The sequence below is a fragment of the Streptosporangium brasiliense genome (genome assembly GCF_030811595.1).
GTDB classification, from domain to species: domain Bacteria; phylum Actinomycetota; class Actinomycetes; order Streptosporangiales; family Streptosporangiaceae; genus Streptosporangium; species Streptosporangium brasiliense.
The window spans coordinates 6514905-6531146 of sequence record NZ_JAUSRB010000002.1; the positions used below are offsets into that span (position 1 = coordinate 6514905).

The following is a 16242-nucleotide window of genomic DNA, read 5'->3' on the forward strand; positions in this document are numbered from 1 at the left end:
GGGTGGCATGGCGAGGACTGTACGCTTCCACGAGGTCGGCGGGCCCGAGGTGATGCGGCTGGAGGACCTGGAGCCGGGCGAGCCGGGGCCGGGCGAGGTGCGGATCCGGGTGGATGCGATCGGGATCAACAGGGCCGAGGCGCTCTTCCGGCGCGGCCAGTACATCGAGCCTGTCAAGCGGCTGCCCGCCAGGCTCGGCGCTGAGGCCGCCGGTGTGATCGAGGCGGTCGGCCCGGAGGTGATCGGGTTCGAGGAGGGGCAGGCGGTCAGCAGCGTGCCGGGGTTCTCCCAGAACGACTACGGCGTCTACGCCGAGCAGGCGATCGTCCCCGCGACCGCGCTCCTGCACCGGCCCGACGGCATGGACGCGGTGTCGGGCGCCGCGGTGTGGATGCCCTACCTCACCGCGTACGGCGCGCTGGTGGAAGTGGGCGGAATGCAGGCGGGCGATGTGGTGGCGCTGAACGCCGCCTCCAGCAGCGTCGGCCTGGCCGCGATCCAGACGGCGAACCGGGTGGGGGCCACGCCTGTCGCCGTCACCCGCACCGGCGACAAGAAGGAACGGCTGCTCAAGGAGGGCGCGGCCGAGGTGATCGTCTCCGAGGAGGAGGACGTGCCGGCCAGGCTGCTGGCCCTGACCGGCGGCAGGGGCGTCGAGTACGTCTTCGACGCCGTCGCCGGGCCCGGCGTGACCGCCCTGGCGCGGGCGGTGGCCCCGGGCGGCACGCACTTCCTGTACGGGGCGCTGAGCGGGCAGCCGACGCCGTATCCGGGATTCGACCTGGGCATGCCCGCCCTCAACATGCGCACCTACACGGTGCTGGAGACCACAAGAGACCCGCGGCGGCTCCGCCGGGCCGAGGCGTTCGTCGTCTCGGGCCTGCGTACCGGAGTCTTCCGGCCGGTGGTGGACCGCCTGTTCCCGCTGGAGGAGATCGTGCAGGCACACCGGCACATGGAGTCCAACACCCAGTTCGGCAAGATCGTGGTCACCGTGGCCCGCTGACGCCGGCGCGGATCACGGATCCCCTCGTGATACGAGGAGCCCTCGCCGCCACGCGGCACAGCGTCATGACGCCTCTTCCACGCCGCCCCCGCCCGCCGGTGCCGATCGGGACCGAGTGCGGACAGCCCCCGGGCTGGCGCAGTCGATGCTGCCCGGCTCCCCGGACGACCCGCCGCCGGCCGCCGCCGTCGGCGTCCTGACGACGTTCGCCGGGGGCGTGCTGTTCCTGTCAGTAGGGCGATCCGGTGCCGCGAGATCTGGGTGGAGGGCGGCAAGACCTGGTGCACCCCCGAGGCCGACCTGTCGGCCGACTTCGACGACAACCGGGACGTGCACCACGAGGCCCCGGCCAAGCCGCGCGATGAGCACTCCGCCGACGGCCAGGTGGGTGAGGGCCAGGAACAGCCTGGTCAGCGGGGCGGCTCCGACGCCCAGGAGTGGGAGGAACGACAGGGCGAGGACGGCGACGGCCAGCGCCGTCCAGACGGGCCGGGCGCGTCTGGGCAGGAAGCGTTCCAGTACGGCCAGGCCCGCCCAGCCGAGCAGCGACGCTCCGAGTGAGAACCCCAGGACCGAGGAGAGGCCGACCACGACGACCGGCGGCTGGTCGACGACGAAGTCGGCGCCGAGAGCGCGGCCCAGGAGCCAGGTGAGGGCGGCGGCGAGGACGGCTGTGGCGACGGCGACGGTCCGGTGCTTGATGGAGGTGACGGTCGGGCGGGTGATGGTGGTGGACATGGAGAACTCCGGAGTCAGGGAAGGACGATGATCTTGCCGCGGGTCTGGCCTGCTTCGCTGCGCCGGTGCACCTGGGCCAGTTCCTCCAGCGCGACGGCTTCGGTCACGTCGAGCCGCAGCTCGCCTTTCGCGACGAGCGCGCCGAGTTCGGCGATCTGAGTGGGGGTGTTGCGGGCGGTGAAGGTCGGGTGGCCGGGGATGGGGGTGGCGATGGACACGGCGGTGCCGCCCGGCCGTAGCAGGGTGGCCAGGCCGGCGGCCGTCTCCGGGCTGACCGGGGCGAGGTTGATCACGACGTCCATGCCGGAGGGCAAGGGTGAGTTGGTGTAGTCGATCACCTCGTCGGCGCCCAGTTCGGCCACGGTGGCGGTGCTGCGGGGCGAGGCGGTGGCGATCACGGTGGCTCCGGCCAGTTTGGCGAGTTGTACGGCGAAGCCGCCGACGCCGCCGCCCGCGCCGTTGATGAGGACGCGCTGCCCGGCGCTCACGTTCGTGTGCTCGTACACGGTCTGCCAGGCGGTGAGTCCGGCGACCGGGATGGCCGCGGCCAGGGCCAGAGCCTCATCGGCGGGTTCGGGTCCCGAGGCGTCGCGGACCGCCGAGGCGCGACCCCCCGATCCGACGCGAACCGCTGAGGCCGGTGCTTCGACCAACAGCGAAGCGGGCACGGTGGCGAACTCGGCCGCCGCCCCGCCCGAGTCGACCCGCCCCATGACCCGGTCCCCGGCGCTCCACCGGGTCACCCCGTCACCGACCGCCACGACGATGCCCGAAACGTCCCATCCGGGGATGTGCGGGAAGGTCAGTGGAAGCACCTCGCGCAGCGCCCCGGCGCGCAGGGCGGTGTCGGAGGGGTTGAACGAGGTGGCGGCTATCTGGACGAGCACTTCGCCAGGCCCGGCGACCGGCACGGGGACCCGCCCGACCTGGATGACCTCGGTCCCGCCGTACTCGTGGAAGAGCGCTGCTTTCATCATGCGGACAAAGCTAGAAGAGCATCGTAAGACGGTGAATACTTTGAAATATCGTTTTCATACGTCATAGTCTTGGGGATGGACATCCTCAGTGACGTGCTCGCCAGTGTCCGCTCCGGCCGTCCGAGCTCGGCGACGGTCTCCTGGCACGCCCCCTGGGGGCAGCGTTTCCCCGAGGTCAAAGGCAGCGCCGGGTTCCAGATCATCTTGCAGGGCACCTGCTGGCTGATCTCCGGGCAGGGCGAGCCGGTGGCGCTCAACGTCGGTGACGTGGTGTTCTTCCCGCACGGCCACAGCTACGGCCTGGCCGATTCCCCCACGCGCGCGCTCAGCGAACCCCGTTGCGATCCCACCGTGGACGCCGGCCTGTTCGTGCAGGATTTCATCGGCAACAGCGGCCAGAAGACGGTGACGCTGTGCGGCGGCTACCGGCTGGACCCCGGCCGGGCCCACCCGCTCCTGCGTGACCTGCCGGAGTTGATCCATCTGCCCGCGCGGCTGGGTCACCACCCCCGGCTGCGGGCCGCCATCGATCTGCTGGCCGCCGAGGTGGACCATCCGGGCGTCGGCGCGGACACGGTGGTGCTCGGCCTGCTCGACACGATGCTCGTCTACCTGCTGCGCGCCTGGTTCACCGGCCCCGCCGAGTCGGGCAGGGGGTGGTCGGCGGCACTCAGCGATCCCGCCGTGAGTGCCGCCCTGCAGGCCATCCATGACGAGCCGGGCAGGCCGTGGACGGTTCAGAGCCTCGCCGACCACGCCAGGCTCTCCAGGGCGGCCTTCGCCCACCGGTTCTCCGCGCTGGTCGGCCGGCCGCCGCTGGCCTACCTGACGTGGTGGCGGCTGAACACCGCGGCCCGGCTGCTGCGCGAGTCGGACGCCCCGCTCGGCGAGGTCGGCGCGCGGGTGGGCTACACCTCTGAGTTCGCCTTCGCCAACGCTTTCAAGAGGGAATACGGCCAGGCGCCCGGCCGTTACCGCCGGGCCGCGGCGCCCCATCCGGCAGAGGTGGCCAGCAGTGGGACGAGCCAGGCGTAGCGGCGTGCCTGGCTGCGGTCGAAGCCGACGCAGTGCTCGGTCTGACGCCCGCATCCAGCGCTTCGGCGGCTACGCCACCGACGAGGTCGCCCACGCGCCCGGGCCGTTCGACGCCCGCCACCACTGGTCAGGATCTTCACGATCGACCTGGTCCGCGAGCTTGTCCGCACTGGGCGCGCTTGAGGAGGTGGAGCGCGGTCGCCGCGACACTGCCGTGCTGTCGGATCGCTGACGACCGGCGTCCCGGAAAATTCTGCAAAGAAATCCGGGAGGCGGTGTCGGATCGGGGCGGTGGTGTTCGTAGCAGAGGTGAGGCCGCCCGCAAGGGGGCGGCGCCCAGGCAAGGGAACCGCGATCATGAAGCTGACGACCATGACTCAGGTCACCATCGATGGAGTGATGCAGGGAAACGGCGCCGCGTCGGATGACCGCAGGAACGGATTCGAGCGCGGCGGATGGGCCCGCGGGAAGGGTGACGACGAGACCAGGACGTTCATCACGCAGACCTACCAGCGCGCCGAGGCGTTCCTGTTCGGCCGGCGTACCTATGAGCTGTTCGCCGGCTCCTGGGGGTCAATCGACCAGATGCGCGCACATCCCATCGGCGTGGCCTTGAACGAGGCCCCCAAGTACGTTGCCTCGACCACGCTCACCGCGCCGCGTTGGGAGGACACGACCGTTCTCCGCGGTGACCTCACGGCGGCCATCAGTGAGCTGAAGGCCAAGCCCGGGGGTGAGCTGCAGGTGCACGGCAGTGGCGTCCTGACCCAGTGGTTGCTGGAGAACGACCTGGTCGACGAGATGATTCTGATCGTGATCCCGGTGATCCTCGGCCAGGGCGCGAGACTGTTCCCGGAGACCGGTCCGGATCTTGCGCTCGACCTGGTCGAGTCGCGGGTCGACTCGAAGGGCGTGACGATCCAGGTCTACCGGCCGGCCGGGCGTCCGCGGTATGCAACGGTCTGAAGCCCCTGACCACCGAACCATGCTGTCTTGTCACCACAGGAGATGATCTTCAGATGCAGTACCTGGTTTCCGTGATCGACGACAAGAGCAATCCCGGTAGCACGGACAGGCGACCTGCCATCAGCGCGTTCAACGAACGACTGATCGCCGAGGGCTACTGGGTTTTCTCGGGTGGACTCGCGGACACCGACGCGGCCACGGTCATCGACAACCGGGGTGAGCAGGCGGTGTTCAGCGACGGGCCTTTCGTGGAGTCGAAGGAGTACCTCGCCGGCGTCTGGGTGTGGGAGGCCCCCGATCTGGATGTGGCGCTCAAGCTCGCCGCCGAGGCGTCGAAGGTCTGCGATCGGAAGGTCGAGGTGCGGCCGTTCCTGTGAGCGACGTCGAGGAGGCGATCACCCTGGCCCACCGCGACGAGTGGGCGCGGGTGGTGGCCGCCCTGACCAGGCGTTTCGGTGACCTCGACATCGCCGAGGAGGCGGCTGCCGAGGCGTTCGCGACCGCCGTGGAGCGGTGGCCGGCCGACGGCGTACCGCCCAATCCCGGCGCCTGGCTGACCACCACCGCCAACCGCAAGGCCATCGACCGGATCCGGCGTGAGAACAAGCGCGACGACAAGCACAGGGAGGCTCAGATGACGTACGACGACCCGCCCGAGCCTGTTGGCGCCATCGATGACGACCGGCTCCGACTGATCTTCACCTGCTGTCACCCGGCGCTGGCGATGGAAGCCCGCGTGGCGTTGACGCTGCGCATGGTCGGCGGTCTGACCGTGCCCGAGATCGCCCGTGCCTTCCTGGTGCAGGGGGCCACCATGGAGCGGCGCATCACCCGCGCGAAGGCCAAGATCAAGGCGGCTCGCATCCCCTGTCGGATGCCGTCCGCCGACGATCTGCCGGCTCGTGTCTCCGGCGTCCTGGCCGTCCTGTTCCTCGTCTTCAACGAGGGCTACCTGGCCAGCGGCCCCGACACCGACCCCGTACGACACGACCTGACCACCGAGGCGATCCGGCTCACCCGCCTGATCCGCGCGCTCCTGCCGCAGGACGGAGAAGTGGCCGGGCTGCTGGCGCTGATGCTGCTCATCGAGGCCCGCCGCCCCGCCCGGGTCTCGGCCGGCGGCGAACTGGTCCCCCTGGCCGAGCAGGACCGCGGCGCCTGGGACGCGGAACTGATCGCCGAAGGTCATCGGCTGGTGCGCGAGCGCCTGGCCGCTGCCGCTGCCGGGGTGGCTCCGGGTCGCTATCAGATTCTCGCGGCGATCAACGCGGTGCACACCTCCGCCCGCGACATCCGCGACACCGACTGGTCGCAGGTCCTCACCCTCTACGACCAGCTCGTCCGCCTCGACCCCTCGCCGATCATCGCCCTCAACCGGGCCATCGCCGCGGCCGAGCTCGACGGGCCGGAGGTGGCACTGGCCATCGTTGACCGCCTCGCCGAGGCGCTGGCCGGCTATCACGCCTACCACGCCACCCGCGCCGACCTGCTGCGCCGGCTGGGCCAGAGTCAGCAGTCACGCGCGGCCTACGACCGGGCCATCGAGCTGGCCGGCAACACCGGCGAGACCGCCTACCTCACCCGCCGCCGCGACCAACTGCAGTAGCGCCCGCATTCGAGAGCGCACTTGATACAGCGATGAAAGGCGACACGGAACGCTGCACTATTGACATGTTCAGACGCCAACCCTTCTCGCGGCCTTCGGGGTCGCCGAACTCTGCCGGCTCCCGGGCGCCCGGAACCGGTCCCAGCCCAGGCTGCGACAAGATGATCTCAGCGGCCGGGTGTCGGCCGAAACGGTCCTCCCCCTGCCCTTGCAGGGCCTTGATCTGCTCGCCCAGCATGGTGAGGACCGCCACCGCTGAGCCGATGGTGGCGGCGTAGGCAGCGGTCACGGCCGCCGGCCGACCCAGGTGCTCTGTGCGCAGCGCGGCCTGGATCGCGGCGGCCTCGGGGCTGTGGCCGGCGACCGGGCGCAGCTGGTGGGAGTCGGTGCGGACCATGTCGGCCGGCATGGGCGCGTCGGCCGCGTCGCTCTTGGCGCCCGAGACGCTCAGCCGTTCCCGGTACCGCGCCGCCTGCAGCGGGTTGACCGCCAGCACCGTGTACCCGGCGGCGACCAGTGCCTGCACCCACAGGCCACGGTCGGTCTCGATCCCGATCACCACCTGGGCCTCTTCGGCCTCCTTTGCGCGGGACTCAAGGTCCAGTAGCTATGAGTGCTCACCCGCTGGCGGCTGTCAGGCCCGAGTCTGTCGCAGTGGCGGACTCGTTAAGAGTGATTAGTAGCTGAGAGTAATCACCTTCACGCTCTGTGAGTGTTCGCGCACACCTGGGCGACGGTCACCCGCCGAGCCGGAGCTTGCATCATCGGGACGACGAGGGCCCCGGACGTTGACTTTGTCGCAAGGCATGACGCACCATGTTGCTACAAAGCTTGCGACAAAAGGAGGGGGTATGACGAACGCTTCCATGTCTGACGCCGGACCGCCGTCGGCGGACATCCGGTGCGCCGAGACCTGGCTGCGGCGGCACGGCCTGAGCGACGGCCCGCCGACGCCGTTGCTGGCCGCGCGCTTGGCGGCGCGGCGGCGGGTGCGGCTGCTGGGCAGCGTCCTTTTGGCCGTGCTGATAATCGCGGCCTCCCTGGCGCAGGTCGCCGCCCTGCCGGGAGCCTCCGCCCCCGGCGGGTCCGGGTCGCACCGGCTGGTGCCGGTGCTGGTGCTGAGCGTGTCGATCGTCGCGCTGTTGCTGACCCAGGCGCTGCTGGACGCCTGGGTGCGGCGCGTCGACCGGCGCGTCGGGGCGGCACTGCCGCGGCGGGTGACCCATCCGGTGCAGCTCGGCTGGGCCGCCCTGCTCGGACGGCCCTACGCCGTCATGGCGGGCGCCACCTTCGCCTGCGCGTCCGCGCTGGGGGTGAGCGCGCTGGTCGTCACCGAGGGCACCGCACGGCACGCCGCCGTCGTGCTGCTGGTCGCCGTGACCGGAGTCGCCCTCGGCGCCGTCCTGCAACTGCGTGAGATGCTGGCCCGGCCCGTCGTGGCCGAGGACGAGGTCTCGCTGACGGCCGACGTCGTCATGCGGATCGAGGACGCGCGCGAGGGCTCCGCGCCGGCTGTGCTGTGGGCGCTGCCGGTGGTGCTGCTGTCCGGGTTCGCGCCCGGGTGGTGGAACGCCGCCTCGGTGGGTTTTTTGGTGCTGGGGGCGCTCGCCTTCGTCGCCGTCCATGTCAGGGCGCCGTCGTACGCGGCCACGGCGCGGCGCGCGGTGGGCCTGCAGTGATCGTCATTGATGCGGGCTCACCGGTCCCGCCGTTCGAGCAGCTGCGGGCCCAGCTCGCCCGGCAGATCCAGGACCGCACGCTGGCCGTAGGCGCCCGGCTGCCGACCATCCGCCACCTGGCGGCCGACCTCGGCCTGGCCGTCAACACGGTCGGCCGGGCCTACCGGGAGCTGGAGGAGGCGGGGCTGATCGAGACGCGCGGGCGGGCGGGCTCGTTCGTGTCGGCCGCCGGTGAGGAGGGCCGGGAGCGGGCCCGCCGGGCCGCCGCCGACTACGCGGCCGTGATCGCCAGCGTCGGCATCGACGCGGCCGAGGCGATCCGCATCGTGCAGGCGGCTCTGACGTCCGGCGCGGCGGCACCGGCCTCGTCATGACCGTGACCCCGCCGGCGGCGGGGTCACGGGAGTCGGTCGGCGGGGCCATGACTCAGTGATCTTTAATCCGTGATGTTCGGTGATCATGTGAATGTGCCGGGTTGCTGCGGTATGCCGAGGTCACGCGGTGTGCGCAGGGCGGTGGGCTGGCCACCGTCCAACGAGCCAAGCGGGAGCGGGTACGGCTGCGCGCGGCCGGACTGTTCGCCTGTGGAGACACCGATGAGCAGGTGGCCGGAGAACTACGGGTTACGCGGATGTCGGCCAACCGGTGGCGCCGGGCCTGGACCCGCGGCGGCGGACCTGGGCGCGTGGGTCTGCTTCGACGACGAGTGCGGCCGGACGATGAGGCCACCGGTGGCCCGTAGGTGGGGACGGCGTGGCCTGACGCCGGTGGTGAGGGTGCCGGACCGCCGTGCGGGCAGGGCCTCGGTCGCCGCCCTGGCCCGCTACCGGCCCGGGCAGCGGTCCCGGCTGATCTACCGGGTCCATCACTACCGGCGGCGCAAGGGCGAGGCGGCGGGCTTCACCTGGCGCGACCACCAGGAGTTGAAGAAGATCCAGTATCGGCCGCATCTGATCGACGGCTGCCTGGCTGAGACCAACCTGGTCCTCAAGTCGTCATAACACCACGGATCAAAGATCAGTGGTGCGGCCCCTGGATCCGGGCACGTCGACGATCTCGCTCCTGGGGACCGGTTGCGCTGAACCATGGACGGATGAGCCGAGGATGCGGCGCCGGCCGCACACAACACGTGCCGGTGAACACGGCGTCATCGGCGGCGATCTCTGGATGAGATGACTGACATCTCCGACCATCGCCGTGGAGGGGGAAGCGGGGAGCGCCGTCGAGCGCTTGTGCCCGTGAAAGCACCGATGAAGGTGCCCCGTCCTACGAAGAAGGTCTCCGTGTCCCAGCCATCCACACTTCGCACTTCACGCCGGAAGAGCGTCGGCGCAGAGCCCGCTCACGGCGTACCGGGCTGGCTGATCGCCCTGCTGGCCGTCGCCACCGGTACGACGGTCGCCAACCTCTACTACGCGCAGCCCTTGCTCTCGTCGCTGCGCGACGTCTTCCATATCAGCACCGCCACCGCGGGTGCGTTGATCACCCTCACCCAGGTCGGCTACGTGATCGGCATGCTCTTCCTGGTCCCCCTCGGCGACCGACTGGAGAAGCGCGGCCTGATCACCGCACTGCTGACGATCACCGCCCTCGCCCTGGTCGCGGCCGGTCTCGCGACCGGCTTCCCCATGCTGCTGGCCGCCTCGATGATCAGCGGTGCCACGTCGGTCGTCGCCCAGATCCTGGTCCCTTTCGCCGCGAGCCTGGCCCCTGACCACGCGCGCGGCCGCATTGTCGGTCGGGTGATGAGTGGCCTGCTCACCGGTGTTCTGCTGTCCCGCACGCTCAGCAGCCTGGTCTCCGACGTCGCGGGCTGGCGCGTCGTCTACCTCGGCTCCGCCGTCCTGATGGCGGTCCTGGCCGTGACGTTGCGGGTTGCGCTGCCCCAGCACGCGCGTACCACGTCCGTGCCGTACCACCATGTGCTGCGCTCCACGGTGACACTGGTGCGCACACACCCGGAGTTGCTGCGCCGCGGCCTGTACCAGGCGGCGATGTTCGGTGCCTTCAGCGCCTTCTGGACCACCGTCTCCTACGTCCTCACCGGCCCCGACTTCCACTACTCCCCCGTCGGCGTCGGCATGTTCGCGCTCGTGGGAGCCGCCGGTGCGGCCATCGCCCCGCTCGCCGGCCACTGGGCCGACCGCAGGCTGGCCCGGCCCATGACCGGCGCCGCGCTCGCCGTCGCCGCGCTGGCCTTTGCCGTCGCAGGCTTCGGTCAGCACAGCATCGTGCTGATCGCCCTGGCCGCCATCGTCCTCGACATGGCCGTCCAGGCCACCCTCATCCTCGGCCAGCACACCATCTACCAGCTCGACCCCAACGCCCGAGCCCGCCTCAACAGCGCCTTCATCGCCACCTTCTTCCTCGGTGGCGCCCTCGGATCCGAGTTCGGCTCCATCGCCTACCACGCCGGCGGCTGGGGCGCGGTCAGTGTCCTCGGCACGGCCCTGCCGGTCCTGGCACTGCTCTACTGGATCACTGAGCACCGGGGCCCTGGCCGACGCCGCCCCGGAGGTGACAGCGATGCCCCCCTGGCCGTCACCGCATGAACTCCTGGACAACTCATCCGGCCGGTCCAGCCCCCTGGGCGGCGCCGCGGAAGGCGATCCCCGGCGTCGCCGAGGTCACCTCGACTCCACGGCCGTCGGATGGCGTCGAGGAAGTCTCGGCAATGCACTCACGGCTGCTGGAGACCCACGAGACCATCCTGGTCGAGTGCCGCGACGCGGCGGCCCGGATCGCCGAGCTGGGCGACAACGGCACCAACGACCTGCTGGTCTCGCGAGTGATCCGCACCGAGGAGCTGCAGACCCGGTTCTCGGCGGAGCACCTGGTCGACGCTCTCCCTGATCCGTGTCTGAGCCGAGGCCGAGGACACCTCGTCCGCCTACGATGCTGTGAAGATCGTCGTCCTTCGGACGGGCGCTGCGGCACTGGGAGCGGATGATGGACCTGCGGCAGATGGAAGTCGTCGTCGCGGTGGCTGAGGCAGGTGGGTTCACGGCGGCGGCGAGGCGCCTGCACGTGGTCCAGTCCGCTGTCTCCGGCACGGTCCGCACCCTTGAACGCGAGTTCGGCACTCCGCTGTTCACCCGGACCACACACCGCGTGTCGCTCACGCCGGCCGGTGAAGCATTCGTACCCGCGGCACGAGCGGCGCTGCGCGCCGCCGAACTGGCGCGCGAGGCGGTCGACGCGGCCAAGGGAGAACTGCGCGGCCGGGTGACCGTCGGCACGATGCAGGGTGTTTGGGCGGGACTGCACCACGCACTGGCCGCGCTGCGGTCGGAGCACCCGGGAGTGCTGGTCCAGTTACGCCAGGCGGCGGTGGCCGACATCCGGCACGCCCTGCGCGAGGGCACCGTGGATCTGGCGGTGATGGCGCTCGACCGCCAGCAGCAGCGGGGGCTCGTGACCCGGCTGCTGTCCCGCGAGGACATGGTCCTGGTGGCTTCACCACAGCGGGATCTCATCGTGAGAACTGCTGAGGGCAGGGTCGAACTGGCCGAGGTCGCCCGGCTGCCCCTGGTGGACTTCACCCCCGGCTGGGCGATCCGCCACGCCGTCGACCGGGCCTTTCGCGCCGCCGGCGTCGACCGCAGCACAACCTTCGAGGTCAACGACATCGTGGCCGCGTCCGAGCTGGTCCGCAACAACCTGGGCGTCTGCATCATGCCCCCGTCCATCGCGAACCACTTCCCCGACCTGCCAACGTACCGGTTCGCCCGGCACGCACCCAGTTGGAGGGTGATGGTGGTACGGCCCCCGGGCGAGCCGCCCGCGGCGGTCGCGGCATTGCTGCGGCACATCACCTGACCGCCCTTGCCGCCGCCCAGGAACTCGCCGGCGGGGAACATCGGCGGCCGCGCCGTGGTTACAGTCTCCGTGGCCGGTGTGCCCAGTGTCCCCGGGCCTCACCTATTGCCTTCGCGGATTACCGTTCGGCTGGAGCCGCGTTGCGCCTTTCGCCGAGAGGCGACACGCACACCGGTACGCACACGTGGAAGGCCCCGGCCGCCTGGAACGGCGGCACGGGGCCTCCGTCGTGGGGTCCCGGTAGCAATGAAGAATTTCCAACGGACATGCAGGTCGGAGCCCCTGCATGGGCCCTCGGCGCGGCCTGGAGGACAGGCCGCTGGCCTGCATGTCCGTTGTCTCCTGCGCCGTTACCACCCGGGCCCGCATCGAGTTCACCCCGCCCGAGACCGGTGCGCACCTGGCCGACGCCGAGGAGCGGGACAAGGCCGCCGACCGGCTGCGCGCGTCCGTGGGCATGGCCATCGCCGACGACCTGCCGGTCACCGCGGGCCACGACGGCGAGGGACGCCGGGTCGTACGGCTGGGCGACCTGCACACCGCTCCGTGCGGCGGCACGCACGTGCGCAGCCTCGCGGAGCTGGAACAGGTGACGATCCCCGCGGTGAAGCTGAAGAAGGGCCGGGTCCGCGTCTCCTACTCCGCCTCCCCCGTCGCCGGCTGAAGGTAGGTCGGCGATCTGGGGTGCCTGGTGGCGACCTGAGGTGCCTGGTGGGAAAGCCCGCGCCGGGGCGCGGAACGCGCTGTCGCGGTGGCGTACGCACACCGCCCCGTCGTGCCGCCGGCCCGCCGGTCCCTCCGCCATCGCCGAACGGCTCGGGCGCTGATCCGCGGGCCCCGGCCGACGGCCGTGCCGTACCGGGCACCGGCCTGGGCGGCGCTCGGTACGGCACGGACATCGGTGGGGATCAGCCCTCCGCGGAGCCCCCACCGGCACGGCGGACAGGCATCCAGGTGGGTGTGGGATCGGCGGTCAGGAAATCGGCGACCAACCCGGTGCACAGCCCGGGCTTCTCGTGGAGGAGGACATGGGACGCGCCGGGAACGACGGCCAGCTGGGCGTCAGGGAGACCCCGGTACAGCTCCAGCGTGTGCTCCAACGTGACGATGTCGTCGTCGGCGGTCATGACCAGCACCGGGCAGGTCACGGCGCGGAGATCAGCCGGCGTCAGGCCGCGTTCCTCGGCCACCGCCCGCACGATCTTGGCCACCACGACCGGGAGGTGATCGGCGCCGTCGGGCGACACCTCCGCATAGGCCGCGACCAAGGGAGGGGGCAGCGGACCCTCGGCGGAGGGCCGGATGATCATGCCCTCCGCGTCGAAGGCGCCGCTGATCAGGACGAGCCGGTCGACCAGGTCGGGGCGGCGCACGGCCACCCGCAGCGCCACGATCGCGCCGGCGCTGTAGCCGGCCAGCCGTACCGACCCGTCGACGACCTCGTCCAGGAACGCGATGGTGTCCCGCGCCATCACCTCGGCCGTGATCGGCCCCGGCACGTCGGCGGTGTGGCCGTGGCCGCGGCGTTCGGGCAGCAGCAGCCGGAAGCGGTCGGCCAGCGCGCCGAGGTTGCCGTCGAAGTCCCTGCTGTCGGAGAAACCGCCGTGCAGCAGCACCAGCGGCTCCCCTCCGCCCCGCTCGTCGTACCACATGCGCACGCCGTTCACATCCGCGTAGTCCGCCATCGTGTCGCCGTCCTTCCGTTCCGGTCCCGGTGACCGCCACCGGGTACGCGGGTAGTACGGAGCGGCGGTCGGAAACTCATCGGCCGGTCCGGGAGATCTTTCAGGACGTCGCCTCGGGCTCCAGGGCGTCCGGCAGACCGAACAGCGGGAACAGCCGGTCGGCGTCGAGGTGGGTCGTCACCTCGACGATCAGCCCGCCCGAGAGCGAGAGGACCACGAGCGCGAACGGCTCCAGCCCGCCGCCCGGCCCGGTCGGCCGGTACTGCGCGAACGCGGGCGAGCCGTTGGCCGTGGTCGGCACCAGGCGTGCGCCCGCGCAGGGCCGCCCGGCCGCGAGCAGCGCCCGGCGGATCGCGGCCCGTCCACGCAGCCACCACAGGAACGGCGGCATGGACGTGACGGCGTCCTCGTGCAGCAGCGCCATCATGGCCTCGACGTCGTGGCGCTCGAAGGCGTCGCAGTACCGGGCGAGGAGACGCCGCTGCGCCCGGTCCATCGGCTGGTACGGCTCGCCGGGGTCGGCGGAGACGGCCCTCAGCTTCGCCCGGGCGCGTTGCAGCGCGCTGGTGACGGACGCGACGGTGGTGTCCAGCAGTCGGGCGACCTCGTCGGCCCTGCAGCACAACACGTCGCGCAGGATCAGCACCGCCCGCTGGCGGGGCGGTAGGTGCTGCAGCGCGGCGACGAACGCCAGGCGGATCGTGTCGCGCTGCGCGGCCAGTTCCGCCGGATCGCCGCCGACGGGCAGCAGGCGGCCGTCCGGCGCCGGCTGGACGAAAGCGCTCTCCGGGAGCGGCGCTCCGAGGTCGGGACCGGCCTGCACGGACGGGCCGAGGTCGACCGCCCGGGCCCGGCGCCGCGCGCCCCGCAGCATGTCGAGGCAGACATTGGTGGCGATGGCGTAGAGCCACGACCGCAGCGGCGCACGGCCCTCGTCGAACCGGTCGAGACTCCGCCAGGCGCGCACCAAGGTCTCCTGCACGGCGTCCTCCGCCTCGAACGGTGAGCCGAGCATCCGGTAGCAGTAACCGGTCAGGGCGGTCCGGTGCCGCTCCAGCAGGTCCGTTCCCTCGGACTCAGGCATGCCCCTCCCTCCCAGGGACGGTCTGGAAGCCCTCCGGATCGGGGGTCTTCTCCCGGACGTGTCGCCGGCCGCCGACCAGCGTGCCACATACGTCCACGACGGCGTTGCGGACGGAGGGGCGCAGGGCGGCCGGCGGCACCCCGTCGGTGCCGGGCCGGTCAGTGGCTGTGGTCTCCGTGGGGGCGGTCGAGCAGCAGGTCGGCGGCGCGGGCAAGGACCTGGGCCCGGGTGCGGTCGCCGTGGTCGGCGGCGAGGAAGTGCTCGCCGATCGCCACGCAGAAGGCGAGCATGCTGCGGGCCTCGACCTCGTCGGCATCGGAGCAGAAGGTGCCGATCAGTTCGCGCAGCAGCGCCATGCGCCGGTTGTCCACCCGTCGCAAGCGCTCGGCGACCGCCTCGTCGCGCCGGGCCCAGTCGCGGATCGCGAGGTCGATGGGCAGCAGGCGGTCGTCGGAGAAGGTGAGCACGCCCGCGCGCTGGATCTTGGCCCTCGGGTCGCCGCCCTCGCGCTCGACGCGGTCGATCACCTCGTCGGTGCTCTCCCGCTCCCAGGTCTCCAGCATCGCCTTCAGCAGCGCGTCGCGGTCGGCGAACGACCCGTAGAACCCGCCTTTCGTGACGCCGAGCTTCTTGGCCAGCGCCTCGACGCGGACGGCGTCCGGGCCGCCGGTGGCCAGCGCCTGCAGCCCCTCCTCGATCCACCTCTCGCGCGGCGTGCGGGTCGCGCCCATGATGTGCCTCACCTCACCTCTCCACCGTGTATACGCCACCGTATAAAACGGGCTAGTCTCAGTTTATACGGTGGCGTATACATAACCGGAGGCAGAGCGATGAACAGCTGGAAGAGGCGTGCGCATTCCGCGCGCCCGGCGCCGGGTCCGCGCCGTTCACCTGGGCGTACGAGCCCGACAACGAGTGCGCCCTCGAACCGGCGGGCAAGACCGTCCGCACGGTCACGCACCTGGGGTGGGCGCCGGCCGCGGGCGGCCGGCACGAGCTTCGGACGGCGGTCCTCGTGAACCCCGACAGCCTGCCAGGGCGGTTGTACACGGCCGCCATCACGACATTTCGGCGCCGCATCGTCTTGCCGGCGTTCACCCGGCGGTTGGAACACACGCGGCGGGACCGTGGCCGCCCCGGTCCGGAAGGCGGCAGCGCGGCCACCGTCGAAAGTGCGGTGGGAACGCACAACGTTCCCGAGTCCGTCCTCGCTCTCAGCTCGCTGTCCGGCATCGACTACGTCGACCACTTCACCCTCGCCACGGACGCGGAGGCGACACCGGAGCGGTGGGCCCGGACGATGTTCGGCGACGTCCCCAGTGCCGCCGAGCGGCTGCTCTGGCGCGGTCTCCTCGGTCTCCGGCTCAGCCGGGGGCGATCGCCGGACACCGTGGCCGGATGGCGGATCGCCGGACGTGGCGAAGACTGGATCCGGCTCGAGGCCGCTTCCTGGTTTCTGACCGGCAACCTTCTCGTCCAGGCAGCCGATGGGCGGGTGTCGCTGGGGACCTTCCTGCGCTATGACCGGCGCCTGGGCCACAGCGTGTGGCCTCCGTTGTCCGCGGTCCACCGGCGGCTGGCACCCGGGCTGCTCCGCGACGCCGTGGCGAAGACGGCGGACGCCCCGGGACACCATCCTTGAAGAAC

At 71.4% G+C, this 16242-nt stretch carries 17 protein-coding genes and 3 pseudogenes; 14 read left to right on the plus strand and 6 right to left on the minus strand.

Annotated elements, in window-relative coordinates; genetic code table 11:
- Positions 1–7 precede the first annotated feature (7 nt).
- Complete coding sequence (locus tag J2S55_RS38300) at positions 8–1006, plus strand: zinc-dependent alcohol dehydrogenase family protein (RefSeq protein ID WP_306871307.1); 999 nt, start codon at positions 8–10, stop codon at positions 1004–1006.
- A gap of 63 nt (positions 1007–1069) precedes the next feature.
- Here J2S55_RS38300 and J2S55_RS38305 read toward each other — a convergent pair whose 3' ends face one another.
- Both J2S55_RS38305 and J2S55_RS38310 read right to left on the minus strand, forming a co-directional pair.
- Positions 1070–1744, minus strand: a complete 675-nt coding sequence (locus J2S55_RS38305; RefSeq protein ID WP_306871308.1) for a DUF6069 family protein — start codon at positions 1742–1744, stop codon at positions 1070–1072.
- A gap of 14 nt (positions 1745–1758) precedes the next feature.
- Positions 1759–2721: an NADP-dependent oxidoreductase gene (locus J2S55_RS38310; protein WP_306871309.1), complete on the minus strand. Its 963-nt coding sequence runs from the start codon at positions 2719–2721 to the stop codon at positions 1759–1761.
- 75 nt (positions 2722–2796) lie between these two features.
- Here J2S55_RS38310 and J2S55_RS38315 point away from each other — a divergent pair, with 75 nt between their 5' ends.
- The 4 genes from J2S55_RS38315 (at position 2797) to J2S55_RS38330 (ending at position 6328) form a co-directional block, all read left to right on the plus strand.
- On the plus strand, positions 2797–3756 hold the full coding sequence (locus J2S55_RS38315; RefSeq protein WP_306871311.1) for an AraC family transcriptional regulator: 960 nt from the start codon (positions 2797–2799) through the stop codon (positions 3754–3756).
- Between the two features lie 357 nt (positions 3757–4113).
- Positions 4114–4722: a dihydrofolate reductase family protein gene (locus J2S55_RS38320; protein ID WP_306871312.1), complete on the plus strand. Its 609-nt coding sequence runs from the start codon at positions 4114–4116 to the stop codon at positions 4720–4722.
- Positions 4723–4775: 53 nt separating this feature from the next.
- Complete coding sequence (locus J2S55_RS38325) at positions 4776–5099, plus strand: YciI family protein (RefSeq protein WP_306871313.1); 324 nt, start codon at positions 4776–4778, stop codon at positions 5097–5099.
- The gene (locus tag J2S55_RS38330) at positions 5096–6328 is read left to right on the plus strand and encodes an RNA polymerase sigma factor (protein WP_306871314.1); all 1233 of its coding nucleotides are present in this window, start codon (positions 5096–5098) and stop codon (positions 6326–6328) included. Before J2S55_RS38325 ends, J2S55_RS38330 begins: the two co-directional genes overlap by 4 nt.
- On the opposite strand, the gene J2S55_RS38335 is transcribed toward J2S55_RS38330, so the two are convergent.
- Complete coding sequence (locus J2S55_RS38335) at positions 6300–6932, minus strand: IS110 family transposase (RefSeq protein WP_306875736.1); 633 nt, start codon at positions 6930–6932, stop codon at positions 6300–6302. The two genes, J2S55_RS38330 and J2S55_RS38335, sit on opposite strands and share 29 nt — an antisense overlap.
- Before the next feature lie 247 nt (positions 6933–7179).
- Between J2S55_RS38335 and J2S55_RS38340 the strand changes: the two genes are divergently transcribed.
- From J2S55_RS38340 to J2S55_RS38370, 7 genes and pseudogenes are all read left to right on the plus strand, one after another.
- Positions 7180–8007 (plus strand): hypothetical protein, encoded by an 828-nt coding sequence (locus tag J2S55_RS38340; protein WP_306871316.1) that lies wholly within the window; start codon positions 7180–7182, stop codon positions 8005–8007.
- On the plus strand, positions 8004–8381 hold the full coding sequence (locus tag J2S55_RS38345) for a GntR family transcriptional regulator (protein WP_306871317.1): 378 nt from the start codon (positions 8004–8006) through the stop codon (positions 8379–8381). Before J2S55_RS38340 ends, J2S55_RS38345 begins: the two co-directional genes overlap by 4 nt.
- Positions 8382–8485: 104 nt before the next feature.
- Positions 8486–8921, plus strand: a pseudogene (locus J2S55_RS48665) (helix-turn-helix domain-containing protein); the annotation flags it as partial.
- A gap of 369 nt (positions 8922–9290) precedes the next feature.
- Positions 9291–10559 carry an MFS transporter gene (locus tag J2S55_RS38355; protein ID WP_306871321.1) on the plus strand — a complete coding sequence of 423 codons (1269 nt, stop codon included), beginning with the start codon at positions 9291–9293 and terminating at the stop codon, positions 10557–10559.
- Positions 10560–10587: 28 nt separating this feature from the next.
- Positions 10588–10849, plus strand: a pseudogene (locus J2S55_RS38360) (ferritin-like domain-containing protein); the annotation flags it as partial.
- Positions 10850–10971: 122 nt separating this feature from the next.
- Positions 10972–11826, plus strand: coding sequence for a LysR family transcriptional regulator (locus J2S55_RS38365; RefSeq protein ID WP_306871322.1), 855 nt, complete (start codon positions 10972–10974; stop codon positions 11824–11826).
- 286 nt (positions 11827–12112) lie between these two features.
- Entirely contained in the window at positions 12113–12490 is a 378-nt protein-coding gene (locus J2S55_RS38370; RefSeq protein ID WP_306871326.1) for a hypothetical protein, read from the plus strand.
- 244 nt (positions 12491–12734) lie between these two features.
- Here the strand turns inward: J2S55_RS38370 and J2S55_RS38375 are convergent, their stop codons facing one another.
- The 3 genes from J2S55_RS38375 to J2S55_RS38385 all read right to left on the minus strand — a co-directional run bounded on the left by J2S55_RS38375 (position 12735) and on the right by J2S55_RS38385 (position 15338).
- On the minus strand, positions 12735–13511 hold the full coding sequence (locus J2S55_RS38375; protein WP_306871328.1) for an alpha/beta fold hydrolase: 777 nt from the start codon (positions 13509–13511) through the stop codon (positions 12735–12737).
- Positions 13512–13611: 100 nt separating this feature from the next.
- Complete coding sequence (locus J2S55_RS38380) at positions 13612–14595, minus strand: sigma-70 family RNA polymerase sigma factor (protein WP_306871331.1); 984 nt, start codon at positions 14593–14595, stop codon at positions 13612–13614.
- A gap of 158 nt (positions 14596–14753) precedes the next feature.
- A complete protein-coding gene (locus tag J2S55_RS38385) occupies positions 14754–15338 on the minus strand; it encodes a TetR/AcrR family transcriptional regulator (RefSeq protein WP_306871334.1) in 585 nt (194 codons plus the stop codon).
- A 95-nt stretch (positions 15339–15433) separates the two neighbouring features.
- On the opposite strand from J2S55_RS38385, the pseudogene J2S55_RS38390 reads away from it, so the two are divergent.
- Positions 15434–15667: pseudogene (locus J2S55_RS38390) on the plus strand (DUF2867 domain-containing protein); the annotation flags it as partial.
- A 33-nt stretch (positions 15668–15700) separates the two neighbouring features.
- A complete protein-coding gene (locus tag J2S55_RS38395; protein ID WP_503167705.1) occupies positions 15701–16237 on the plus strand; it encodes a hypothetical protein in 537 nt (178 codons plus the stop codon).
- Positions 16238–16242: the final 5 nt, after the last annotated feature.

What these genes read in the sequence shown, in the direction of transcription:
- J2S55_RS38300 (WP_306871307.1), top strand. Translation starts at nt 8, where the DNA reads ATGGCGAGGACTGTACGCTTCCACGAGGTCGGCGGGCCCGAGGTGATG.
- J2S55_RS38305 (WP_306871308.1), bottom strand. Translation starts at nt 1,744, where the DNA reads ATGTCCACCACCATCACCCGCCCGACCGTCACCTCCATCAAGCACCGG.
- J2S55_RS38310 (WP_306871309.1), bottom strand. Translation starts at nt 2,721, where the DNA reads ATGATGAAAGCAGCGCTCTTCCACGAGTACGGCGGGACCGAGGTCATC.
- J2S55_RS38315 (WP_306871311.1), top strand. Translation starts at nt 2,797, where the DNA reads ATGGACATCCTCAGTGACGTGCTCGCCAGTGTCCGCTCCGGCCGTCCG.
- J2S55_RS38320 (WP_306871312.1), top strand. Translation starts at nt 4,114, where the DNA reads ATGAAGCTGACGACCATGACTCAGGTCACCATCGATGGAGTGATGCAG.
- J2S55_RS38325 (WP_306871313.1), top strand. Translation starts at nt 4,776, where the DNA reads ATGCAGTACCTGGTTTCCGTGATCGACGACAAGAGCAATCCCGGTAGC.
- J2S55_RS38340 (WP_306871316.1), top strand. Translation starts at nt 7,180, where the DNA reads ATGACGAACGCTTCCATGTCTGACGCCGGACCGCCGTCGGCGGACATC.
- J2S55_RS38365 (WP_306871322.1), top strand. Translation starts at nt 10,972, where the DNA reads ATGGAAGTCGTCGTCGCGGTGGCTGAGGCAGGTGGGTTCACGGCGGCG.
- J2S55_RS38370 (WP_306871326.1), top strand. Translation starts at nt 12,113, where the DNA reads ATGGGCCCTCGGCGCGGCCTGGAGGACAGGCCGCTGGCCTGCATGTCC.
- J2S55_RS38375 (WP_306871328.1), bottom strand. Translation starts at nt 13,511, where the DNA reads ATGGCGGACTACGCGGATGTGAACGGCGTGCGCATGTGGTACGACGAG.
- J2S55_RS38380 (WP_306871331.1), bottom strand. Translation starts at nt 14,595, where the DNA reads ATGCCTGAGTCCGAGGGAACGGACCTGCTGGAGCGGCACCGGACCGCC.